Here is a 21,848-nt window from a genome sequence, read left to right as displayed (position 1 = left end):
GCGCCGCGTCAACGCAGATAGCCTGCGTGCCGGAACCAATCGAGCGCGTCGCGGATGCCTTCGATATAGGGCCGCGCGCGATAGCCCAACTCGCGTTCCGCCTTCGCCGATGTGAAATACATCTTGTTTTTCGACATTCTGAGTCCATCGACAGTCACGAACGGCTCGCGCTTGGTCACCTTCGCGACGGCCTCGGCGCCGAGCGCGAGCGGATAGAGCGGCCAGCGCGGCAGCGCGATCGTCGGCGGCTTGCGGTTCGTCAGCCGCGCGATGTCGGCGAGCATCGTTTGCAGCGGCAGGTTTTCGCCGCCGAGGATGTAGCGCTCGCCGATCCGGCCGCGCTCGAGCGCGAGCAGGTGACCTTGTGCGACGTCGTCGACATGCGCGAGGTTCAGGCCGGTATCGACGAACGCCGGAATTTTGCCGAGCGCGGCTTCGACGATGATGCGGCCGGTCGGCGTCGGCTTCACGTCGCGCGGGCCGATCGGCGTCGACGGATTGACGATCACCGCGGGCAGTTTGTCGCTCTCGATCATCCGCTCCACGGCACGTTCGGCGAGCACCTTGCTGCGCTTGTAGACGCCGATCGCCTGCTCGGCCGTGAGCGGCGCCGATTCGTCGGACGATGTGCCGGACGGCGTCACCTTCAGCGTCGCGACGCTGCTCGTGTAGACAATCCGCTCGACCCCCTCGGCGAGCGCCGCGCGCATCGTCGCAACCGCGCCTTCGAGATTCGCGCGTTCGATTTCGCCCGGATCGGGTGCCCAGAGCCGGTAATCGGCCGCGACGTGCAGCAGGTAGCGCACGCCGGCGAGCGCGCTGCGCATCGACGCTTCGTCGCGCATGTCGCCGACTGCGATTTCGGCATCGAGATCCGCGACGTTCGTGCGCGGGCTCGTCGGCCGCACGAGCACGCGCACCCGGTAGCCTTGCCGCCGCGCGGCGCGCGCGACGGCGGAGCCGACAAAACCGGAAGCACCGGTCACCAGAACAAGATCGCGTTGTGTGTCAGTCATGGGTTCGTGGCCGCGCGGGCGCGCCGTGCGGCGGGTTGGGCATGGGGCGGAATTGTACGTGCTCGGACCGCGCGAGCGTGCGGCGGGCACATCGTATGCGGCGCGCGACTACAATGCCGGGCTTGAAGCGACTCGAAACGGCAAGGAGGAAACGATGAACGGCGGCGATCTGGACGAACGGATCGAAACCTATTACGTGCGCGTGCGTGGCATCGTGCAGGGCGTGGGTTTTCGCCATGCGACCGTGCGCGAGGCGCATGCGCTTGGCTTGCGCGGTTGGGTGACGAATCTTGACGATGGTTCGGTCGAAGCGATGATTCAAGGCCCCGCGCCGCAGATCGACCGGATGCTCGCTTGGTTTCGGCACGGACCGCCCGCCGCGCGCGTGACCGAGGTGACGTTCGACGAGCGTGTGGCGCATAAGCGCTTCGAGCGATTCCAGCAGCATTGACGGGCGGCTTGCGCGGCTGTCGTGAGTATGGCTGCTGTGCCAAGCTTGGCGGCCGTGGCCGGTGGCGCGGCTTTGCCGCTAGCGCAGGCTGCCGGATCGCGCGTTTGCGGCTTGCTCAATGTCGCAGATTCGTTCGCGGTTGCGCGGCGGGGATTGCGTCGTCCTGCGTCGTGTCCGGCTTGTCGGCGGGATCGTCGTCGCGAGCGGCAAGCAGCGCGTCCGCTTCGGCGGCCGCGGCCGCCGCGCGCAGCGCCGTGCACCGCTGCGCGCGGCGAATGTCCGACAACATCCGCAACAGCCTCGTCGTCCTGTTTTTCATCGTTCACTCCCTGCCGATGAATTCGTTTCAGTGTAGGACGATTGCGAAGGAATAGCGTGAGAATGTGATGGGCAAGTCACAGAAATGCGCTGGGTATTTTCACGTATAGGTTTCTACGTATCGCAACGCGCCTATGCATACGTGCTTGCATAGGCGCTGTTCGCGCGGCGCACAGCATCGCTTCGGCTTTCTAATTGTTTGCCGCGCGAGGGAGGACGAATCGGCGATTCCGCCGGCGTGCCCGGCGCTGCCGCTTCGATGCGGCGGCGGATAGCTGGGGTGCCGGCGGCGATGGCCGCACGCATGCGCCCATGCGTGCGGCCGGTTCCGCCCCGATTCCGGCGACGCACGCGAATCGGGGCAATGAGGGGGCGTGGGAAGGCGGCGCTTCCGCTGTCAGTGTGCGGCGGCCGACGCCGCTTGTGCGTCGCGCCGCTCGGCTTCGCAACGGTGATGCTCACGCGACAGCTTGTTCAGCAGCGGCAGCAGCAGCAAGCCGAATACCATGCCGCCAGCCGCGAGCCAGCCCAGGCCGGTGAACAATTCGGTATAGAGCGGCAGCGATGCGGTGGCCGGCAGATCGTTTGACGGCATTTGCGCGAAGTTCGCGACGACGCTGCCGAGATATTGCGATACGCCGGTCGCGACGAAATACGCGCCCATCATGAAGCCGCTCATGCGGGCCGGCACGTAGCGCGCGATCATCGCGAGGCCCAGTCCGCTCACGAGCAATTCGCCGAGCGAATAAAAACCGTAGCCGCCGACCATGAACCATGACGACACACGGCCGTCGATTGCATAGCGGCCGCTGATCGCGAACATGAGATAGCCGAGCGCGACGACGCCGAAGCCGAATGCATATTTCAGCGCGACGGGAATGTCGCGGCCGCGCCGGGCGAGGCCGTTGTAGATGGCGACGAGCACGGGGCTCAGCACCATGATCCAGATCGGATTGAGCGCCTGGAATTGTGCGGCGCTCCACGTGAAGAGCGTCGTGCCGAACAGCATGAAGCGCGGGTCGACGTTACGAAGTGCGAACAGCGTGAGCGACGTCGACATCTGCACGTAGAAAATGAAAAACAGGATCACCTGCGCGATCAGCAACAGCGCCGCAATGAGGCCGGCGCGCTCCGAGCGTTCCGACTTCACGATCATGTAGGCGAAGATCGCGAGAATTCCGAACGCCGCGGCCCATACGCTCGCAACGGCGAACTGCTTGTGCTTAAGCACATACATCGTTGCCACGCCGAGCGCGATGCCGCCCGCGATGACGGCGAACAGGCGGCGCCAATGAATCGGCTCGGCATCCGGCTGCGAGCCGATGTGAGCGAGCGTGCGGTGCATCAGCGCGAAGTTCACCACGGCGAGCGCCATGCCCGCGCAGCACACCGCGAACGCCGCATGCCAGCCCCAGTGATCCTTGATCCAAGGCGTCGCGAGCATCGACGTGGTCGAGCCGATGTTGACCGCCATGTAGTAGATCGTGAACGCGCTGTCGATTCGCGCGTCGTCGCCTTCATAGATGCGGCGAACGAGATTCGCTGCGTTCGATTTGAAGAGCCCGTTGCCGACCACGATCACGCCGAGCGATGCGTACATGAACGCAAGCCGATCGTTCGGAATCGCAAGCATCAGGTAACCTGCGCACAGTACGATGGCGCCGATGATCATCGTGCGGCGTGAGCCGAGCACCTTGTCGCCGATCCAGCCGCCGATCGACGGTGACGTGTAGACGAGCGCGGTGAATGCTCCCCAGGTCAGATTCGCATGGCTGTCGGTGAAGCCGAGCTTGTCGACCATGAAGAGCACGAGCAGTGCAGCCATCCCGTAGTAGCCGAAACGCTCCCACATTTCGATGAGAAAGACCGTCGTAAACGATCGGGTCTGGGAGACGCGAGTATTCATGGTATTCCTTTGGATAAAACAGACGAAACGTCCGTCAACAGCGGCCGCGATTCTCACGGCGTACCGGACCTTCGTCACTCAGGGTAATCCCTGAAAAAAATAATCTTCATTGAGGTATGGAGGGATGCACCACGAAAAAAAAGGATGTGGCGCGCAATCCCGCGCAACGCTTGCCTGTAAACGCAATGAGTCTGGCAAGATAGCGGCCGTCACCTATCGCACGCATTGTTTCTCAACGGGCATGCGCGGGTGACGCCGTTTGACGCAACGAGGATTCTGCCTTATTCATCAAACTTCGTTATTTTCCATCAAACAATTTTTGACGACCAGATTTCGGCCTGATATGGTTCCTTCCACTGAAAACACGCGGTCCGCCAGTACAGGCGTCGCGCTCGGCAGCAAGATTCGAGCACTGCGTCAGCGGTTAAAGCGTACGCTAGAAGAAACAGCGACCGCCGCGGGTATTTCCAAGCCGTTTTTGTCGCAGGTCGAGCGTGGGCTTGCGTCGCCGTCCATCACGTCGTTGGCCGGCATCGCGCATGCGCTGGGGGTCACGGTGCAGTATTTCGTCGAGACGCCAAGCGAAGAACGTTCGGTCAGCCGCGGCGATCAGTTGCGCTTTTTCAGCTTTGCCGATTCGGCGAATCTGTTTGCACGGCTGACGAATGTGTCGGAAGGGCGTCAGCTCGAGGCGATTCTCGTGCGGCTGCCGCCGGGACAAAAGCGGTCTGAAGTCACGACACATGCAGGCGAGGAATTCCTGTATGTGATTACAGGCGAAGTGTCGCTGACGCTGGAGGGCAAATCGTTCGTCCTGCAAGCCGGTGACAGCGCGCATTATCAGTCGACGGTTCCGCATAGCTGGGTCAACACCGCGAAAATCGAGTCGGTGGTGGTCTGGGTCGGGACACCGAGATTGTTCTAGGGCTCGGCATGCCTTTGTTCCTTTGGAAATGGGGTGCCGGTCGAAAGGAGCATGGAGATGACTAACATGAAATACGAGCACTCGGGCCAGTCCGCTTCCACGCAACCGTAAGGTTTCTTGCGTCGCGCCCGCACGGTTGCGTGCCGCGCGCCGCTTTCCCGTCACCTCTATCAAACGCACACCATGAAACACTCGCATGCCATCTCGGCCGTGCTGGCCGCGCTCGCCCTGACGATGACGCCGTTGGCGTCCGCCGTCACGGTCGCCTCGAACGTCGTTCTCGCCGCGCAGCAGGATCTGACGCGACAGGTGCCCGCCGAGGTCGAGTCACTCGATCCCGCGTACATCGAATCGTGGACCGGCAATACGATCGGCCTCGATCTGTTCGAAGGTCTCGCGCGCATCGACGCGAAAGGGGACGTGGTGCCGGGCGTCGCGCAGTCGTGGGAGCGCAAGGCGCCGGATACGTGGATCTTCAAGCTGCGCCACGATGCGAAGTGGAGCAACGGCCAGCCGGTGACGGCGGCGGATTTCGTCTATGCGTGGCAGCGTCTGGCCGATCCCAAGACGGGCTCGAAATACACGATCCTCGTCGAGTTCGTGAAGAACGCCTCGGCGATCATCGCGGGCAAGCAGCCGCCGGCCAATCTCGGCATTCGCGCGATCGATCCGTACACGTTCGAAGTGAAGACCGAAGTGCCCGTTGCGTACTTCCCCGAGCTGACCGCGATGGCGCCGCTGTTGCCCGTCAACAAGGACGTGGTGACGAAGTTCGGCACCGCGTGGACGCAGCCGAAGAACATGGTGTCCAACGGGGCGTTCTCGCTCGTCGATTGGCAGCCGAACAATCACATCGTGATGGCCAAGAGCGACAAGTATTGGAATGCACGCAACGTTGTGATTCGTAAGGTTACCTATCTGCCTGTCGAGAACGACGAGACCGCGATGCGGATGTACCAGGCGGGCCAGATCGACTACACCTATTCGATTCCCGCAGGCGCGTTCGCTCAGGTCAACAAGCAGTTCGGCAAGGAGTTGCGCCAGGGCCTGCAGCTCGCCACCTATTACTACTACCTGAATCAGACGAACAGCGGCGACGCGGCATTGAGGGACAAGCGCGTGCGCCAGGCACTGTCGATGGTGCTCGACCGCGATATCCTGACCTCGAAGATCACGCAGGCCGGCGAGGTGCCGATGTATGGCCTGATGCCGAAGGGCGTCAAGGGCGTCCAGCATCCGTTTGTGCCGGATTGGGCATCGTGGCCGATGGCCAAGCGGGTCGAATACGCGAAGAACCTGCTTAAACAAGCGGGCTACGGCGATTCGAAGCCGCTCACGTTTACGCTGACGTACAACACGAACGATTTGCATAAGAAGGTTGCGCTCTTCGCGGCATCCGAATGGCGCACGAAGCTCGGCGCGACCGCGAAGCTCGAGAACGTCGAATTCAAGGTGCTGATGAAACTGCGTCATGACGGCAAGGTGCAAGTCGCACGCGACGGCTGGTTTGCCGACTACAACGACGCTACGACGTTCTTCGATCTGATTCGCTGCGGCAGCGCGCAGAACACGGTCGGCTACTGCAATCCGAAGGTCGATGCGCTGGTTGCCGAAGCCAACCAGAAGACCGACGACGGCGCGCGCTCTGCGCTGCTCACGCAGGCACACGAGCTTGCGATGAACGATTACCCGATGACGATTCTGTTCCAGTATTCGGCGGATCGTCTGGTCAAGTCGTATGTCGGCGGCTATACGCTGACGAACTATATCGACATGCGCGCTTCGCAGGACATGTATCTGATCAAGCACTGAAACTGAAGCGGAGCCGATCATGTTGGCCTATGCATTGCGGCGCACGTTGTGGGCGGTGCCGACGATTCTCGCAGTCGTCACCGTCTGCTATCTGCTGCTGCACTTCACGCCCGGCGGGCCGTTCGATAGCGAGAAGCAGCTTTCCGCCGCAACGCTCGCGAACCTGAATGCCAAGTACCACCTCGACGAGCCGCTGTGGAAGCAGTACCTGCTGTATCTGAATTCGCTGCTCCACGGCGATCTCGGCCCGTCGTTCCGCTACGTCGACTGGACGGTCAACGATCTCGTGAAGAAGGCCCTGCCGGTGAGCCTTGGCGTCGGCGGCGTGTCGATTCCGATTTCGATCGTGCTGGGCGTGTTGCTCGGCACCGTCGCGGCGGTGCGGCGCGACAGCTTGATCGATCGTTTCGTGATGCTGATCGGCAACTTCGGCAACGTGGTTCCGCCGTTCGTGCTCGGGCCGGTGCTGGTGCTGATTTTTGCGATCGTGCTCAAGCGCGCCGACGGCGACGGCTGGCTGCCCGCCGGCGGCTGGGGCGACGGCGGCTGGCGTTACCGCGTGCTGCCGATCGCGCTGCTCGTGCTGATCAACGTATCGCTGCTTGCGCGCGTGATGCGCGGCTCGATGATCGAAACGCTGTCGAGCAATTTCATCCGGACCGCGCGCGCAAAGGGGCTGCCTGGCCGCACGATCGTCCTGCGCCATGCGTTGAAGCCGGCGCTGATGCCGGTCGTCTCGCTGTTCGGCACGGTCTGTATTTCGTCGATCACGGCAGCCGTCGTGACCGAATCGGTATTTGCGTTGCCGGGCTTGGGCCAGCTATGCGTCAACGGCGCGATTAATCGCGATTACACCCTGGTGCTCGGACTTGTCGTGCTGACGACCGTGTTCGCGGTGCTGTTCAACTTGCTGGTCGACCTTGCGTATGCGTGGCTCGATCCGCGCATCCGTTATTGAGGAGGCCGACATGGCGCCCGTTTCCTCTTCAATCGAGCTGCACGAGCCAGCCGATGCGCCGCCGCAGTCGCGCACGCCGCTCGAGCTTGCCGCACGCCGCTTCCTGCGCAATCGTGCGGCGCTCGCGAGTCTGGCGGTGCTCGTGTTGATCGCGCTCGCGTGCTTCATCGGACCGCTGCTGTTGCCGAACGATCCGGCCGCGAGTGATTGGTCGTCGATCAGCCTCGCGCCGACGTTCGCGAACATGCACTGGTTCGGCACCGACGAGTTGGGCCGCGATCTGCTCGTGCGCACCCTGATCGGCGGGCGCGTGTCGCTCGAGGTCGGGTTGCTCGGCACGCTCGTGTCGGGGCTTTTCGGCGTTGCATGGGGCGCGATTGCCGGCTTCGCGGGCGGGCGCGTCGACTCGGCGATGATGCGCGTCGTCGACATGATGTATGCGATTCCTTACCTGCTGATCTCGATCCTGATGATGACGTTGTTCGGCCGCTCGTTCGGGCTCGTCGTGCTGACGATCAGTTCGTTCTCGTGGCTCGACATGGCGCGCGTGGTGCGCGGCCAGACACTGTCGCTGCGCTCGCGCGAGTTTGTCGACGCAGCGCGTGCGATCGGCGTCGCGCCCGCGACGATCGTGCGCCGTCATGTGGTGCCGAACCTGCTCGGCGTGGTGGTGGTTTATGCGACCGTCAGCGTGCCGGCGATCGTGTTGACCGAATCCGTGCTGTCGTTTCTCGGTCTCGGCGTGCAGGAGCCGATGACGAGCTGGGGCGTGCTGATCCAGGATGGCGCGCAGAAGCTCGATGCGATGCCGTGGCTGCTGCTCGCGCCGGCGGTGATGCTGTGCGTGACGCTCTATTGCGTGAATTTCGTCGGCGATGGCTTGCGCGACGCACTCGACCCGAAGGACCGCTGAGATGGCACTACTAGAAGTCGATAATCTCGGCGTGCGCTTCACGCGCAGGGACGGGCCGCCCGTCGACGCCGTATCCGGCGTGTCGTTTTCGCTCGAGGCAGGCAAGACGCTCGGTATCGTCGGCGAGTCGGGCTCGGGCAAGAGTCAGACCGTGATGGCGCTGCTCGGGCTGCTCGCGGGCAACGGCTCGACGTCCGGCGATGCGCGCTTCGATGGCGAGAACCTGCTGACGATGAACTCGCGGCAGTTGAACGAGGTGCGCGGCAACCGGATCGGCATGATCTTCCAGGATCCGATGACGTCGCTCAATCCGTTCCTGACGATCGAGCGGCAAATGACCGAGAGTCTGCAGCTTCATCGCAAGCTGTCGCGCAAGGAGGCGGTCAAGCGTGCGATCGAAGCGCTCGAAGCCGTGCGGATTCCGGACGCCGCGCGCCGGATTCGCATGTATCCGCACGAATTCTCCGGCGGGATGCGTCAGCGGGTGATGATCGCGATGGCGCTGATGCTGGAACCCGAGATTCTGATCGCCGACGAGCCGACGACCGCGCTCGACGTGACCGTGCAAGCGCAGATCATCGAATTGCTGCGCGAACTCAATCGCGAGCGCGGCACGGCGATCGTGTTGATCACGCACGACATGGGTGTGGTCGCAGGGCTCGCCGACGACGTGATGGTGATGTACGCGGGGCGCACCGTCGAATATGCGAGCGCCGCATCCATTTTCTCCGCGCCGTCGCACCCGTACACGATCGGGCTGCTGAACGCGCTGCCGCGTCTCGATGCGCCCGATGATGCGCCGTTGGTGGCGATTGCCGGCAATCCGCCGCTGCCCGGCCAGGGTTTGGCCGGCTGCGCATTCGCGAAACGCTGCGCGTGCGCCACCGCGCGTTGCGCGACCGAGCGCCCCGTGCTCGCGCGTTATTCGGAAGCTGGCGCCGTGCGCGCTTGCCACAAACCCGTTGCGGAAATCGTCGAGGAGTTGCGATGAGTGCGCCTGGTCTCATGTCGTCCGCGGCTTCGCCCGCCGCCTCTATTTCGGGTGCCGATGCGGCGCCGCAAGCAGATACGCTATTGTCGGTGCGCGATCTCAAAGTGCATTTCCGCGTGCCGCTCGGCGGCTATCCATGGTCGCGCAAGGGCACGTTGCGCGCGGTCGACGGCGTGTCGTTCGACGTGCGCCGCGGCGAAACCGTCGGGCTCGTCGGCGAATCGGGCTGTGGCAAGTCGACGCTCGCGCGTGCGTTGATCGGCCTCGCGCCGATGACGGACGGCGCGGTTTACTGGCGCGGCGAGCCGCTTGTCAGCGGCTCGCGTCGTGATGTGAACAAGCTGCGCCGCGAGATGCAGATGATCTTTCAGGATCCGCTCGCATCGCTCGATCCGCGGATGACGATCGAGCAGGTGGTTGCCGAGCCGCTCGTCACGCATCAGCCCGGCATCGGCCGTGAAGAAATACGCCGGCGCGTATTGACGATGCTCGAGCGCGTGGGTTTGAACGCTCATCATTTGCTTCGTTATCCACACGAATTCTCTGGCGGCCAGTGCCAGCGGATCGGCATCGCGCGCGCGCTGATCGGCGAGCCGCGCCTCGTGATCTGCGATGAGCCGGTATCTGCGCTCGACGTATCGATCCAGGCGCAGATCGTGAATTTGCTACGCGATTTGCAGCGTGAGTTGTCGCTGTCCTATCTGTTCGTCGCGCACGATCTCGCCGTCGTGAAAGCCATCAGTCATCGCGTGCTCGTGATGTATCTCGGCCGCGTGATGGAGTTCGGTGCGCGCCGCGACGTGTACGGCGTGCCTCAGCATCCGTATACGCGTGCGCTGCTTGCCGCCGCGCCGGTGCCGGACCCGGCGCGTGAACGTGCGCGGCGGCCGCTGCTGCTTGCGAACGAGATGCCGTCGCCACTCAATCCGCCTTCGGGTTGCGCGTTTCGCACGCGCTGTCCCGATGCGATCGATGCCTGCGCGCACGAGGTGCCGCTGCCCGAAGTGCGCGGCGGATCGGCCGCATGCGTCGCGTGTATTCGGGCCGGCGCGGTGCAGGAAGTACATGGATGAATGATTAGTCGTTTTATATAAAAAACCGACAGGGGTTTGGGCGGCGCGAATCTGATTCGCGTCGTGGGAAGGCGTGCCGTCACGGCGGCGCGTGGGGTATCGCCGGCCGCGATTGGCGGCCGGCGAATGGGTAGTGACATAAAAAGAGAACGCGATGACAACATATCAAATCAAGAGGGTCACGCGGGCAGTCATGCTCGCGTGGGGCGTGCCGATGCTCGCGGGCTTATCGCTCTCGGGTGCCGTGCATGCGGACGACATGGTAAGCACAGCGCCCGCTCAGGCGGCGCCTGCTTTGATGCTTGCGCAGGAAGCGACTACGCCGAACGCGGTCATCAACACGGAGGCCACGCAGGCGGTTGCGCCACCGGAGTTGCAATCGAGTCAGGCGAAATCCAAGGGCTTCATTGCCGACAGCCATTTCAATATCCTGTTTCGCAACTACGCAGACGTGCTCGACGCAAAAGGCGGCCCGCATCGCCACGCGTGGGTTCAGGGCGTGATGGCGAACTTCGAGTCGGGTTACACGACCGGGCTCGTCGGCATCGGCTTCGATGCGTCGATCTACGCGGCGCTCAAGCTCGACGGCGGCCAGGGGGCGGGCAGCTTCGTGCATATCGCGAAGGGCGGCGGCGGCTCGAATCAGCTTGCGTGGGCGTTTCCCGGCATCTATGACGTCAAGGCGCGCATTTCCGAGACGGTGATCAAGTACGGTCTGCAGGCGGTCGACAATCCGTTCATGGAGCAGCACGACAACCGCGCGTTGCCGCCCACCTTCCTCGGTGCGACGCTCGTGAGCAACGAGTTCAAGAACGTGATGCTCGAAGCGGGCAGCTTCACGAAAACCAATGCGCGGGGCCACACGACGCTCACGAATCTGACGACCCAGTACGGCGGCACGCGTGTCGACCGCTTCACCTATGTGGGCGGCACCTGGGACTATTCGCCGACGGGCTCGGCGTCACTGTACGCCGGCCAGGCCGACGACGTGTGGCGGCAATATTACGGTTCGGTCAAGCAGAGTTACGGCTCGCCGCAGACGGTCAAGTGGACGGGCTTCGGCAATTTCTATTCGACGCACGACACCGGCGACGCACGCCAGGGCAAGATCGACAACAATGCGTACAGCCTGTCGCTGGCCGCGCAGCACGGCGCGCATGAGCTGCTGCTCGGTTATCAGCAGGTGCTCGGCGATCAGTTCTTTGATTATCTGAACGAGACGAACGGGATTTTTCTCGTGAACTCGATGGATGTCGACTATAACGCGCCGCACGAAAAATCGCTGCAATTGCGCTATACGTTCTACGGCAAGGATGCAGGCCTGCCGGGCTTCAAGGCGATGGTATGGGGCGTGACGGGTTGGGGCGCGGACGGTTCCGCCGGCGCGGCGCTCGATCCGACCCGTTCGAGCATCTACTGGAAGGACGGCAAGCCCGTGCAAGGGCGTCACCACGAGTTCGGCTTCATCCCGTCTTATACGGTTCAGAGCGGCAAGTTCAAGGACACGAAGATCACGTTCATTGCGATGTGGCATGTCGGCTCCGCGCATTCTTCGGACAGCGGCAATCAGGAGTACCGACTGGTCGTGAATTTGCCGGTGAAGGTGTTTTGACGGGGCGTGCAGAGAGGCGCGGGTGCGGCTGAGATTGCGCCAGCCCGGTTACGCGCCGCGCAGGCCGGCCTTGGCCAGTCTTGGCTGCAAGCGCCTGGTTAGGAATGCCTAATCAGGCGCGCCCGAATGCCGGTTTTGGGCTCGGACGAGGCGAGGGACGTCTTGTCGGGGATATCCCCGCTTCAGTTCGGGATCGTCGATATGCATTCTCAAGCAAGCGCGCGCCGCTATATCGCGCGTCAGCCCGCCGTGCCGCACACCGCATGCTCCGGCGTGTTTGCGCGTTTCAGGCCGGCTTAGGCTCTGCCGGTGCCGCGGCAGGCCCGTCGTTTGCAAGCGATGTCAATTGACGTCCGGTATCGCGCCATGCATCGAGGCCACCGCGCAATGCAAGCGCATTGGCAAAGCCCGCATCGATCAGGCGTTTCGCCATCAGCGCGGCGGACACCTCGTTCGGACACGAGCAATACACGACAAACTTCTGAGTGGCCGGATAGCGCGCGACGATGGCGTCGATATGCCGCTCGTCCGCGAACTGTGCGCCGGGAATCGAGAACGGGTCGAGCTTGCGGTGCTCGGCGGAACGTACATCGAGAATCACCGGCGCGGCAGCGTCGCGCAGCAGCGTGTCGAGTTCGTCGACGCTGATTCGTGCGTTGGCGAGCTGACGAATCAATGCGCGACGGCGCGTCCAGCGTACCGCCATGTAAATCGCGAGCAGCGCCAGCACGACGAAGAGCGCCGCGCGGCCGAGCCGGCTGGCGCCCGCGAACAGCCAGTCGATCTGCTGATGGCAGACATACCCGACGAGCAACCCGCAGGTGGCCCACAGCGCGGCGCCGAGCGCGTCATAGCCGGCGAATGTCCGATAGCGTGTGCCGAGTGCGCCCGCCATCGGCACCGAGACGAGCGACAGGCCAGGCACGAAGCGGGCGATGGCCAGCACGCGTATGCCATAGTGACCGAAGAAACGCTCGGTTTTTTTCACGCAGCTATCACGTGACAGCGAAAGCCGACAAATCGTTTTCAGTGTGCTGCCGCCATAGCGCCGGCCGGCGATATACCACGCGGTATCGCCAAGCAACGCCGCAAGCACGGATAGTGCGAGCACGGTTACGACCTGCGTGCCGATCATGTCCGGATGCAGCGCGGCCATCGCGCCGAACAGTACGAGCGTTGGCATTGCCGGCACGGGCAGGCCGATTGCGGCGGCGAGCACGTTGGCGAAGACGATGAGCGGCCCGTAACGGGCGACGAGATCATGAAGCATGGCGAACGATGTCGAGCGGCGCACGTTCGCGCGACGCGGGCGAGCAGTGGCTTAGATGGGCCGATTATCGGCCATTTTCAACGGGATGGCAGGACGGAAAAAGCGGCGCGCCGCGCGCGGCTGCGCGGCGGAATAGGTGAAACGCCAGCGGGCCGAGTTTCACCGTGGGGAGGGATCAGGACGGGCTGCGGGCGAGTGAAGCCGCGCCATGCGTTTCGCCTGGCAGCTCGGCGCCGTGCGAGCGAATCGCGGCAATCAGCTCGGCGGGCGTGATTTCGTAGCGTACTTCCCGGTGAATGCCGGGCTTGCGTTCGTCGATCTCGATCAGCAGTACGCTTTTGCCGTCTTCTGCCGCCGACAGGCGCAGCGAGCGAAGCTCGCGGCCGTCGGCCGGATCGAATTCGGTTAGCAGGGTCATGGCCCCGGAAGAACCCGTAGTGCGCATTGAACGTGTCCTCGTCGTCGTGAAATCGATGGTACGGATTGTTTCCACGCAGTTTAACGCGAACCGGACGGGAGGATTGAGATTTTCGAGTGCACTTGAACGGTGCGCCGCCGCATCGGATCAGACGAAATGCCGGCCCGCGCGCGGGCCGGCCGCGCCCCTCAAACGAGCCCCGTCGCGTAATACACGGCGATCACGAAGAAGACAGCGAGCGTCTTGATTACCGTGACGGCGAAGATGTCCCGATACGATTCGCGGTGGGTAAGCCCGGTCACCGCGAGCAATGTGATCACTGCGCCATTGTGCGGCAACGTATCCATGCCGCCGCTTGCCATCGCGACGACGCGATGCAGCACTTCCATCGGAATCTGCGCGGCCTGCGCGCCCTTGATGAACAGATCGGACATTGCCGCAAGCGCAATGCTCATGCCGCCCGAGGCCGAACCGGTGATCCCCGCGAGCGAGCTGACCGACACCGCTGCGTTGACGAGCGGATTCGGGATGTTCTTCAGCGCGTCGCCAACGACGATAAAGCCCGGCAGCGCGGCAATGACGCCGCCAAAGCCGTATTCGGACGCGGTGTTCATCGCGGCGAGCAGCGCGCCGCCGACGGCGGCCTTGGTACCGGTTGCGAAGCGCTCGCGCACGCGCGCGAACGCGGTGGCGACGACGAGCAGAATGCCGAGCAGCAGCGCTGCCTCCACCGACCAGATCGCCACGACGGTCTTGATCGGCGTCGTGACGGGCGTGTGCACGCCGGGCAGCACGTTTGCCGGCACCGTGTAGGACGCGCTGCCGTACCACGTCGGGATCAGCTTGGTCAGCGCGAAATTCGCGATACCGACGAGCACGAGCGGCGACACGGCCAACAGCGGATGCGGCAGCGACTGCGTTTCGACGCGCTCCGGTTCGTTCGTGAGCGACGTGCCGTAGCCTTCGCCCTTCGCGAGCGCCGAGCGGCGGCGCCATTCGAGATAGGTGAGGCCGACCACGATGATGAACAGCGAGCCGATCGTGCCGAGCGCGGGCGCGGCCCATGCGGTGGTCTTGAAGAACGTGGTTGGGATGATGTTCTGGATCTGCGGCGTGCCGGGCAGTGAATCCATCGTGAACGAGAACGCGCCAAGCGCGATCGCACCCGGCATCAGGCGCTTCGGAATGTTGCTCTGGCGATAGAGTTCGGCGGCGAACGGATAGACGGCGAACACCACGACGAACAGCGACACGCCGCCATAGGTGAGGAGCGCGCAAACCGCGACGATCACCGCATTCGCACGCGAGCGGCCGATATAACGGATCGCAGCCGCGACGATCGACTCGGAAAAGCCGGACAGTTCGATGACCTTACCGAACACGGCGCCCAACAGGAAAACCGGGAAATACAGCTTGACGAAGCCCACCATCTTTTCCATGAAGATGCCGGAGAAAACGGGCGCAACGGCGGCGGGATCGGTCAGGAGCACCGCGCCGAGTGCGGCGACGGGGGCGAACAGAATCACGCTGTAGCCGCGGTACGCGGCGAACATCAAAAAGGCCAGCGCGGCGAGAACGATGATGAATGACAAGGACGTCTCCTGAATCTTGGTTGTTTATTGTGCAAGTGCAGCCGCAGGAATCGTGCCACGAGCCGCCCGGCGGGCCGCTTCATGGCGGAAGTGGACCGGTGCGCAGCAGATTCTACCGAAGTCGTCTCGCAATCGAGACGATCGTGCCGCCATACTTTTCCTACAGCTCGATTTCATGGGGTAGAGCGGAAAGTCTCGCAAGTGAGATAATTCGTCCCGGTTTGGAGACAAAACAGAATAGCGATGACGCAGACCACCATAAATGGTTCGGACGGCTGGATGATGCCGCCCGTCGATTACAGCGATGTATTACGGCGTGCCGCCGAAGCGCTTTTCAGGACGTTCGAGCATTCGAGCGTCGGCACGGTGATCGTCGACAAGCATGCGCGAGTCGTCTGGATCAACCCGCGCTATGCGGCCCGCTTTGGCTACGCCGATCCGCAGCAGGCGATCGGCCTCGATTGCGAGGCGGTGATTCCGCACAGTCTGTTGCGCGAGGTAGTCGAGACCGGCCGCCCGATCCTGCTCGACATCATGGAGACCGGCCGCGAGCCGCTCGTCGTCACGCGGCTGCCGCTGACCGACGACATGGGCCAAACCGTCGGCGCAATCGGCTTTGCGCTATTCGACGAACTGAAGACGTTGACGCCGCTCTTTTCGCGTTACCAGCAGGTGCAGCAGGAACTGATCGCGACGCAGCGTTCGCTTGCGCAGGCGCGGCGCCCGAAATATACGTTCGCCAGTTTCGTCGGCACGAGCGCGGTCAGCCTGGAAACCAAGCGCCAGGGCAGGCGTGCCGCGCAAGTTGATTCACCAGTGCTGCTGCTCGGAGAAACCGGCACCGGCAAGGAGCTGCTGGCGCACGCGATTCATGCGGCGTCCGCACGCGCGTTGAAGCCGCTCGTGAGCGTCAACGTCGCGGCGATTCCCGATGCGCTGCTCGAAACCGAGTTCTTTGGCGCGGCGCCGGGCGCCTATACCGGCGCGGATCGAAAAGGACGCGTCGGCAAGTTCGAGCTTGCCGACGGCGGCACGCTGTTTCTCGACGAAATCGGCGATATGCCGCTGCCATTGCAGGGCAAGCTGTTGCGTGTGCTGCAGGATAAGGAGTTCGAACCGGTTGGTTCGAACCGGATCGTCCGTGCGAACGTCCGGATCATCGCGGCGACATCGGCCGAATTGCCGGCGCTCGTAGCGGCGGGGCGCTTTCGCGCCGATCTCTACTATCGGCTGAACGTGCTGACGATCCACGCGCCGCCGCTGCGCGAGCGGGTTTCCGATATCGAGACACTTGTTTACACGATGCTCGAGGAACTGGCCGCTCAACACCGGCTTGCTGAGCACTGCGAACTGACCGACGACGCGCTCCGGCTGTTGTGCGCATACCCATGGCCTGGCAATGTGCGCGAGCTGCGCAATACACTCGAACGGGCTTTGATGCTGTCCGATCGTGCGACGATCGATGCCCACGCCCTCGCACCGCTGCTCGGGCCGGCGAGCGGCGCGGGCGAACCGGTTGCCGCCGCGCCGCGCGATCCCATTGCGGCAGCGTGCGCCGCGAACCCTCCCGGCGGTGCGGCGTTGTACGCCGACGCCTTCGCCGCGTGGGAGCGCCGCTTCCTGCTCGATGCGCTCGCGGCGTCCGGCGGCAAGGTGACCGAGGCTGCCGCGCGGATCGGCATCGGGCGCGCGACGTTCTACAAAAAGCTTGCGGCGCTCGGCATCGGCACCTGATGTGCGCGTGGCGAACGGCAGACGGATCGGTGTGCCCGCGTATGCGCGCAGTCCGCCGGACGCATTCGTCATCGCGATGAAAGCGGGTTGATCATTGACCGATTCGCCGCGCAGGGCGAATGGATAGACGCAGTGGCGGCGAACCGATTTCGCACGGGCCCATTCAATTGCCGATTGTCCGGTTCCCTTCGGACTGTTGATGATCCTCGCGCAAAATGACGGATAACGCGCTTAAGCGGACTGAACTTGACGCGATTGTCCGGCTCGCAGCATCGCATCTGCGAGCTGATTTGCTATTTATATGACAATCCGATTGCGAAAAAGTTGGAAAAAAGCGATTGACGGGCGAAGTGACTTTATTCGCTGCGAGCAATTGGATTACGATTCAGCATTGTTTTGCCGATGGCGAAAGATCGACGGCCGTGTGGTTCGATCGCAACGGATGGCGGCAGGCTCGATACGCCGCCCGGATTGGGCCGGGCATTCGTTTGGCTTGCAGACGATTCGCGCCGATGCCCTTCAGGCAAGCCGCACCGGGCGCCGAGTGTCCCATTGCCGCGTTGCATGGCATATACTCGCGTCGTCCAAGAAGAATGTTGAGCAATAGGCCAATTCATGAAACAGACGGGTGTGCCGGCGCCGCGGCGATACGGCGCGTTCTTGCGGATGGTTTGTTTGATTGCTTTAATGGCAGGGCTTTCTGGCTGCGGAGGCAGTGCGCCATTGTTCACGTCCGATGGGCGCTCGACCACGATGGTCCAGTGTCCAGCGGCCGGCCCCTGGGAGACTTGCATCCAGAATGCGCGAGGCGTGTGTGGCGGCGACTTCGATACAATCCAGCAATCGGTCGATAACGGCGTGCGCAACCTTCTCTTCGCGTGCAAGGCGGGAAGAGGCTATTGAGCTCCGTTTGCGGGATATGAAAGCCAAGCGGAAAATGTGTGATTGACCAGAATTGATTCATATACTTCGATCCAATAACGACACGGAGCATCATTCATATGGCGACCTATAGGCAACTGACCGTCCAGCTCGAAAAACTTCAGCAGAAAATCGACAAGGAGCGCGAAAAGGCGATCACCGATGCGATTGCGGAAATTCGGGCGAAGATCGAGGAATATGACATCACGCCCGAAGAGTTGGGGTTTAAAAGCCTGAAGGCCACCGCGAAGCCCAAACGGGCGCTGCCGCCGAAGTATCTCAATCCTAAGACGGGCGAAACGTGGAGCGGCCGCGGTCGTGCGCCGGCGTGGCTCGGCAAGAATCGCAATCGTTTTCTGATTAAGGATTGATCCCGAAAACGCTCACCTTTGGCGCCTTGAAAACGGTGCGAACGGCAGACCTGCCGTTCGCACCGTTTTGTTTTGGGCATGTAAAAGGCTTGATTTACGGTATTTTCGGGCGGATTACACTGTGTCAGCCCAGGTAATTCACGGGGGTTTTATCGCGTGTTTTACTTGATCCCGAAAACACTCACCTTGTTTCCCGAAAATCCTCACCTTTAACGAACCCGCGACGGCTGCGATCGTTCGCGTTGCGCCATGGGCGGCGCAGCGGGTCTTCTGAGCATCGTCAATTAAATTGGCTGGCAAACGGGTAATGTTCGCCGCTTCACCTAATCTGTACGGAAATTGTGTGAATTTATGGGCGACGTCTCTTCGTTACCTGCGTGATCGCCATCCAATTTTTCAGTGAGGTTGTCGTGACCGTTCGTAATCTCGATGCTTTGTTCCGGCCGGCTTCCGTTGCCGTGGTCGGTGCGTCAGCGCGGCCGGGCAGCATCGGCGCAATGGTTTGGGCATGTGTGCTCGATGGCCGGTTCGACGGCCCAATCTGGCCCGTCAATCCAAAGTATGGAGAACTGAACGGATACAAAGTCTATACGCACGTCGAACATCTGCCGGGCACACCGTCGGTGGCGCTCATCTGCACGCCGCCCGCCACGTGGCCGGGCATCGTGCGCAAGCTTGGCGGCTTAGGCGCTCGGGCGGCCGTCATCGTCGGCGAAGTTCGTTCGAATGCCGACCGCGGCGCGCTGGAGCGCGCGCTCGCCGCGGCGAAGCCGCATCTGCTGCGAATCGTTGGGCCGGGCAGTCTGGGGGTGGTGTCGCCGGCGTTGAACGCGCACTTTGGTGCGCCCGCGTGCATCGCGAAAGCGGGCGCAGTCGCATGGGTGTCTCAATCGAATGCGCTGACCAACGCCGTGCTCGGCTGGGCGCATGCGCGCGGACTGGGTTTTTCGCATGCGCTCGCGCTGGGCGCCGAAGCGGATGTCGATGCTGCCGACGTGCTCGATTATCTGGCGAGCGACACCGCAACGCGCGCGATCCTGCTCGAACTCGATACAGTGAAATCCGCGCGCAAGTTCATGTCGGCCGCGCGCGCGGCGGCGCGCAACAAGCCGGTGCTTGCGCTGCGAACCGGGCGCGGCGATGCGGGCGATCTTTTTTATACCGCCGCGTTCCAGCGGGCAGGGATCGTGCGCGTCGACGCGTTCGACGATCTTCTCGACGAAATCGAAACGCTCGGCGTCGGCCGCGCAGTTGCGAGCGGCACGGTATCGCTCGTCACGAGCGATACCGGTGTCGCGAAGCTCGCGGTCGATGCGCTGTCGGCGGCAGGCGAAACCCTTGCGCATTGGCCGCCCGCCGTGCTTGACGACGTGGGCCGCGCGTTGCCCGCGAGCATCGCCGCGCGCAATCCTTTACTGCTCGGCGACGATGCACGTCCGGAATATTTCGAGGCGGCATTGAAAGCGCTCGCGAAGCATCCGCAAACGGGCGCGGTGTTCGTCGTTCACGCGACGTCGCATAGCGCACCCGCTCGCGATGTGGCGAACGTGCTGATCCGTTCGCGCCAGTTCGCGCCCCACGGGATGCTCGCGTGCTTTCTGGGTGGTCTCGATGCGCAGATGCGCGATGCATTGCACGAGCATGGCATTCCGGTGCATACGACGCCGCAGCGGCTCGCACGCGCGCATGCGCGTCTTGTCGACTATCAGCTTGGCCGCGAATTGCTGATGCAAACGCCGGAGGGAATGCCGCCGCAGCCGCCTGCATCGATCGCCGCCGCGCAGCAAGTCGCATCCGTGACGCTGGCGCAGGGGCGTGATTCGCTCGAAGGCGATGCGGCTCTTGACTGGCTTGCCCGCTTCGGCATCGAGCGTGCGAGTGATGCGCATGGCGGCGAGGCAATCGTCGACATCACGGTCGATCTGTACGACGATCCGAACTTCGGGCCGGTATTCCGCTATTCGGTGCCGGCGGTGGACAGCATGCGCGCGCCGTTCGTCGTGTATGGGCTGCCGCCGTTCAATACCGTGCTCGCGCGAGCGGTGGTCGCGCGTTCGCCATATGCGCACCGCGCGCCGACGCAGCCGCTGCTTCACGCGCTGACGGCACTGTCGCAAGCGGTGTGCGAGGTGCGCGAGGTCGTGCGGATGACGCTCGTGTTACGGGTGCTGAGCGAGCGAGTCGTCGCGCTCGGCCCGCGTATCGGGTTCGCGAAAGGGCGCAGCCGGCTCGCGATCGTCCCATATCCGCGTTATCTGGAGCAGCAGCTCGATTGGCGCGGCGAGCGTTTGACGGTGCGGCCGATTCGTCCGGAAGACGAGGCCGCGCATCGTGAATTGCTGAGTGCGATGACGCCGGACGATTTGCGGATGCGTTTTTTCGGCGCGGTGCGCGATTTCGATCATTCTCAAATCGCGCGCATGACGCAGATCGATTACGACCGCGAGATGGCGCTGATCGCGACAACCAGTGGGTCGCGCGGTCATACGACGACGCTGGGCGTCGTGCGTGCCGTTACTGATCCGGATAACGAAACAACGGAATTCGCGATCGCGGTGCGTCCGGATCAGAAGGGCAAGGGGCTCGGGCGGCTGCTTCTCTCGTGCATCATCGACTACGCGCGCTCGCGCGGCACCGCGTGGATGGTCGGCGAGGCATTGCGCGAGAACGCGGCGATGATCGCACTGGCCAAGCACTGCGGATTCACCGTTGCGGCGACGGGAGAACCGGGAGTCGTGGGCTTTCGGCTGAAGTTGCAGCCGGCTTGATCGCTGACGGTGAGAGTTTGCGGGAGCGGCAGGCATGCGCAAGGTGAGATTTTACGGGAAGGTTCGGAATGCTTGAATACCGGTTCGCCGGTGCCTGCGTGCACTTGCGCGGCGCGGTATCGGCGAGCCGCCCGGCGTATCTGCCGAGCGTGCCTGGTTTCAGGCACGCTCGGGCCGATCATCTGGCGCGAGCCTGCGCGCGGACGGCTTCAGGCCGCGAGCTTTGCCGCGGCTTCTTCCACTTGCATGCGTGATATCGCGAGTTCGTCGAGCAGCGCATCCGGATAGACCGCGCCCGTCTCACGCTCGAGGCGCGCGACGGTCAGCGCGCAGCGGGCCGTATCCTTGGGCATCGCGAGGAAGCGCTTGATCGATTCGCCGGCCTTGAATGTGTCGAACAGCGGTTGCCGCACTTCGTCGGGCAGCGTCTTCGTCCATTGATACGGCTTGCCGTTGAACGTGATCGACGGCGGCAGCGAGCGCTCTTTCTTGCCGGCCGGAATCAGCCCATACGTCCGTGCCGCCTCGCCGATTTGATCGGGCGAAAACAGCTCGTCCGGCGTGATGTCGAATTGTGCGATGTAGTCTTCGATGGTCCGCATGGCGCAAGCACGGTCGTCGCGCTTTTTTTGCGCGCGCGCAACGATATCGCGCAGCTCGTCGGCTTCTTCGGCGGAGATCGTGAAACTCGCCTGCTTCTGCTGAAGTTCGGAGAAACGTTGGAATTCGAGGTCGTTCAGAAGTTTGGCCATGACATCCGTGAGACGCCCGCCGTCGACGGCGGGCGGTGATTTGAAAG

19 protein-coding genes are annotated in these 21,848 nt (G+C 63.1%); 12 read left to right on the top strand and 7 right to left on the bottom strand.

Annotated elements, in window-relative coordinates; translation table 11 throughout:
* Positions 1 to 8: 8 nt before the first annotated feature.
* Positions 9 to 1,016, bottom strand: coding sequence for a hopanoid-associated sugar epimerase (gene hpnA, locus AQ611_RS24125; protein WP_059512595.1), 1,008 nt, complete (start codon positions 1,014 to 1,016; stop codon positions 9 to 11).
* A 154-nt stretch (positions 1,017 to 1,170) separates the two neighbouring features.
* Between hpnA and AQ611_RS24120 the strand changes: the two genes are divergently transcribed.
* Positions 1,171 to 1,467 carry an acylphosphatase gene (locus AQ611_RS24120; protein WP_059512837.1) on the top strand — a complete coding sequence of 99 codons (297 nt, stop codon included), beginning with the start codon at positions 1,171 to 1,173 and terminating at the stop codon, positions 1,465 to 1,467.
* Between the two features lie 115 nt (positions 1,468 to 1,582).
* Here the strand turns inward: AQ611_RS24120 and AQ611_RS24115 are convergent, their stop codons facing one another.
* Entirely contained in the window at positions 1,583 to 1,786 is a 204-nt protein-coding gene (locus AQ611_RS24115) for a hypothetical protein (protein WP_059512604.1), read from the bottom strand.
* Between the two features lie 396 nt (positions 1,787 to 2,182).
* Positions 2,183 to 3,691, bottom strand: a complete 1,509-nt coding sequence (locus AQ611_RS24110) for a peptide MFS transporter (RefSeq protein WP_059512606.1) — start codon at positions 3,689 to 3,691, stop codon at positions 2,183 to 2,185.
* A 343-nt stretch (positions 3,692 to 4,034) separates the two neighbouring features.
* Here AQ611_RS24110 and AQ611_RS24105 point away from each other — a divergent pair, with 343 nt between their 5' ends.
* The 7 genes from AQ611_RS24105 (at position 4,035) to AQ611_RS24075 (ending at position 11,975) form a co-directional block, all read left to right on the top strand.
* On the top strand, positions 4,035 to 4,616 hold the full coding sequence (locus AQ611_RS24105) for a helix-turn-helix domain-containing protein (RefSeq protein WP_059512608.1): 582 nt from the start codon (positions 4,035 to 4,037) through the stop codon (positions 4,614 to 4,616).
* Between the two features lie 183 nt (positions 4,617 to 4,799).
* Positions 4,800 to 6,428, top strand: a complete 1,629-nt coding sequence (locus AQ611_RS24100; protein WP_069236321.1) for a peptide ABC transporter substrate-binding protein — start codon at positions 4,800 to 4,802, stop codon at positions 6,426 to 6,428.
* 19 nt (positions 6,429 to 6,447) lie between these two features.
* The gene (locus tag AQ611_RS24095) at positions 6,448 to 7,386 is read left to right on the top strand and encodes an ABC transporter permease subunit (RefSeq protein ID WP_059512612.1); all 939 of its coding nucleotides are present in this window, start codon (positions 6,448 to 6,450) and stop codon (positions 7,384 to 7,386) included.
* A gap of 10 nt (positions 7,387 to 7,396) precedes the next feature.
* Complete coding sequence (locus AQ611_RS24090) at positions 7,397 to 8,299, top strand: ABC transporter permease (RefSeq protein WP_059512614.1); 903 nt, start codon at positions 7,397 to 7,399, stop codon at positions 8,297 to 8,299.
* A 1-nt stretch (position 8,300) separates the two neighbouring features.
* Complete coding sequence (locus AQ611_RS24085) at positions 8,301 to 9,290, top strand: ABC transporter ATP-binding protein (RefSeq protein ID WP_069236320.1); 990 nt, start codon at positions 8,301 to 8,303, stop codon at positions 9,288 to 9,290.
* 14 nt (positions 9,291 to 9,304) lie between these two features.
* Positions 9,305 to 10,363 carry an ABC transporter ATP-binding protein gene (locus AQ611_RS24080; protein WP_176704035.1) on the top strand — a complete coding sequence of 353 codons (1,059 nt, stop codon included), beginning with the start codon at positions 9,305 to 9,307 and terminating at the stop codon, positions 10,361 to 10,363.
* Positions 10,364 to 10,517: 154 nt separating this feature from the next.
* The gene (locus AQ611_RS24075; protein WP_059512620.1) at positions 10,518 to 11,975 is read left to right on the top strand and encodes an OprD family porin; all 1,458 of its coding nucleotides are present in this window, start codon (positions 10,518 to 10,520) and stop codon (positions 11,973 to 11,975) included.
* Positions 11,976 to 12,261: 286 nt separating this feature from the next.
* Here the strand turns inward: AQ611_RS24075 and AQ611_RS24070 are convergent, their stop codons facing one another.
* From AQ611_RS24070 to AQ611_RS24060, 3 genes are all read right to left on the bottom strand, one after another.
* Entirely contained in the window at positions 12,262 to 13,245 is a 984-nt protein-coding gene (locus AQ611_RS24070; RefSeq protein WP_069236319.1) for a DedA family protein/thiosulfate sulfurtransferase GlpE, read from the bottom strand.
* A gap of 175 nt (positions 13,246 to 13,420) precedes the next feature.
* Positions 13,421 to 13,690: a hypothetical protein gene (locus AQ611_RS24065; RefSeq protein ID WP_059512624.1), complete on the bottom strand. Its 270-nt coding sequence runs from the start codon at positions 13,688 to 13,690 to the stop codon at positions 13,421 to 13,423.
* Positions 13,691 to 13,851: 161 nt separating this feature from the next.
* Positions 13,852 to 15,255 (bottom strand): GntP family permease, encoded by a 1,404-nt coding sequence (locus AQ611_RS24060; protein WP_069236318.1) that lies wholly within the window; start codon positions 15,253 to 15,255, stop codon positions 13,852 to 13,854.
* A 243-nt stretch (positions 15,256 to 15,498) separates the two neighbouring features.
* On the opposite strand from AQ611_RS24060, the gene AQ611_RS24055 reads away from it, so the two are divergent.
* From AQ611_RS24055 to AQ611_RS24040, 4 genes are all read left to right on the top strand, one after another.
* Positions 15,499 to 16,989 carry a sigma-54 interaction domain-containing protein gene (locus AQ611_RS24055; RefSeq protein WP_069236317.1) on the top strand — a complete coding sequence of 497 codons (1,491 nt, stop codon included), beginning with the start codon at positions 15,499 to 15,501 and terminating at the stop codon, positions 16,987 to 16,989.
* Positions 16,990 to 17,592: 603 nt separating this feature from the next.
* Positions 17,593 to 17,892: a hypothetical protein gene (locus tag AQ611_RS26540; protein WP_369828210.1), complete on the top strand. Its 300-nt coding sequence runs from the start codon at positions 17,593 to 17,595 to the stop codon at positions 17,890 to 17,892.
* A gap of 98 nt (positions 17,893 to 17,990) precedes the next feature.
* Positions 17,991 to 18,281, top strand: a complete 291-nt coding sequence (locus tag AQ611_RS24045; protein ID WP_059512630.1) for an H-NS histone family protein — start codon at positions 17,991 to 17,993, stop codon at positions 18,279 to 18,281.
* 410 nt (positions 18,282 to 18,691) lie between these two features.
* On the top strand, positions 18,692 to 21,049 hold the full coding sequence (locus AQ611_RS24040) for a GNAT family N-acetyltransferase (RefSeq protein WP_069236502.1): 2,358 nt from the start codon (positions 18,692 to 18,694) through the stop codon (positions 21,047 to 21,049).
* 209 nt (positions 21,050 to 21,258) lie between these two features.
* On the opposite strand, the gene AQ611_RS24035 is transcribed toward AQ611_RS24040, so the two are convergent.
* Positions 21,259 to 21,801, bottom strand: coding sequence for a hypothetical protein (locus tag AQ611_RS24035; protein ID WP_069236315.1), 543 nt, complete (start codon positions 21,799 to 21,801; stop codon positions 21,259 to 21,261).
* Positions 21,802 to 21,848: the final 47 nt, after the last annotated feature.

The organism is Burkholderia singularis, from assembly GCF_001718875.1.
Taxonomy (GTDB): domain Bacteria; phylum Pseudomonadota; class Gammaproteobacteria; order Burkholderiales; family Burkholderiaceae; genus Burkholderia; species Burkholderia singularis.
Note: the sequence above shows the minus strand (reverse complement) of the source record. Positions and strands in the feature narration are given on the sequence as shown.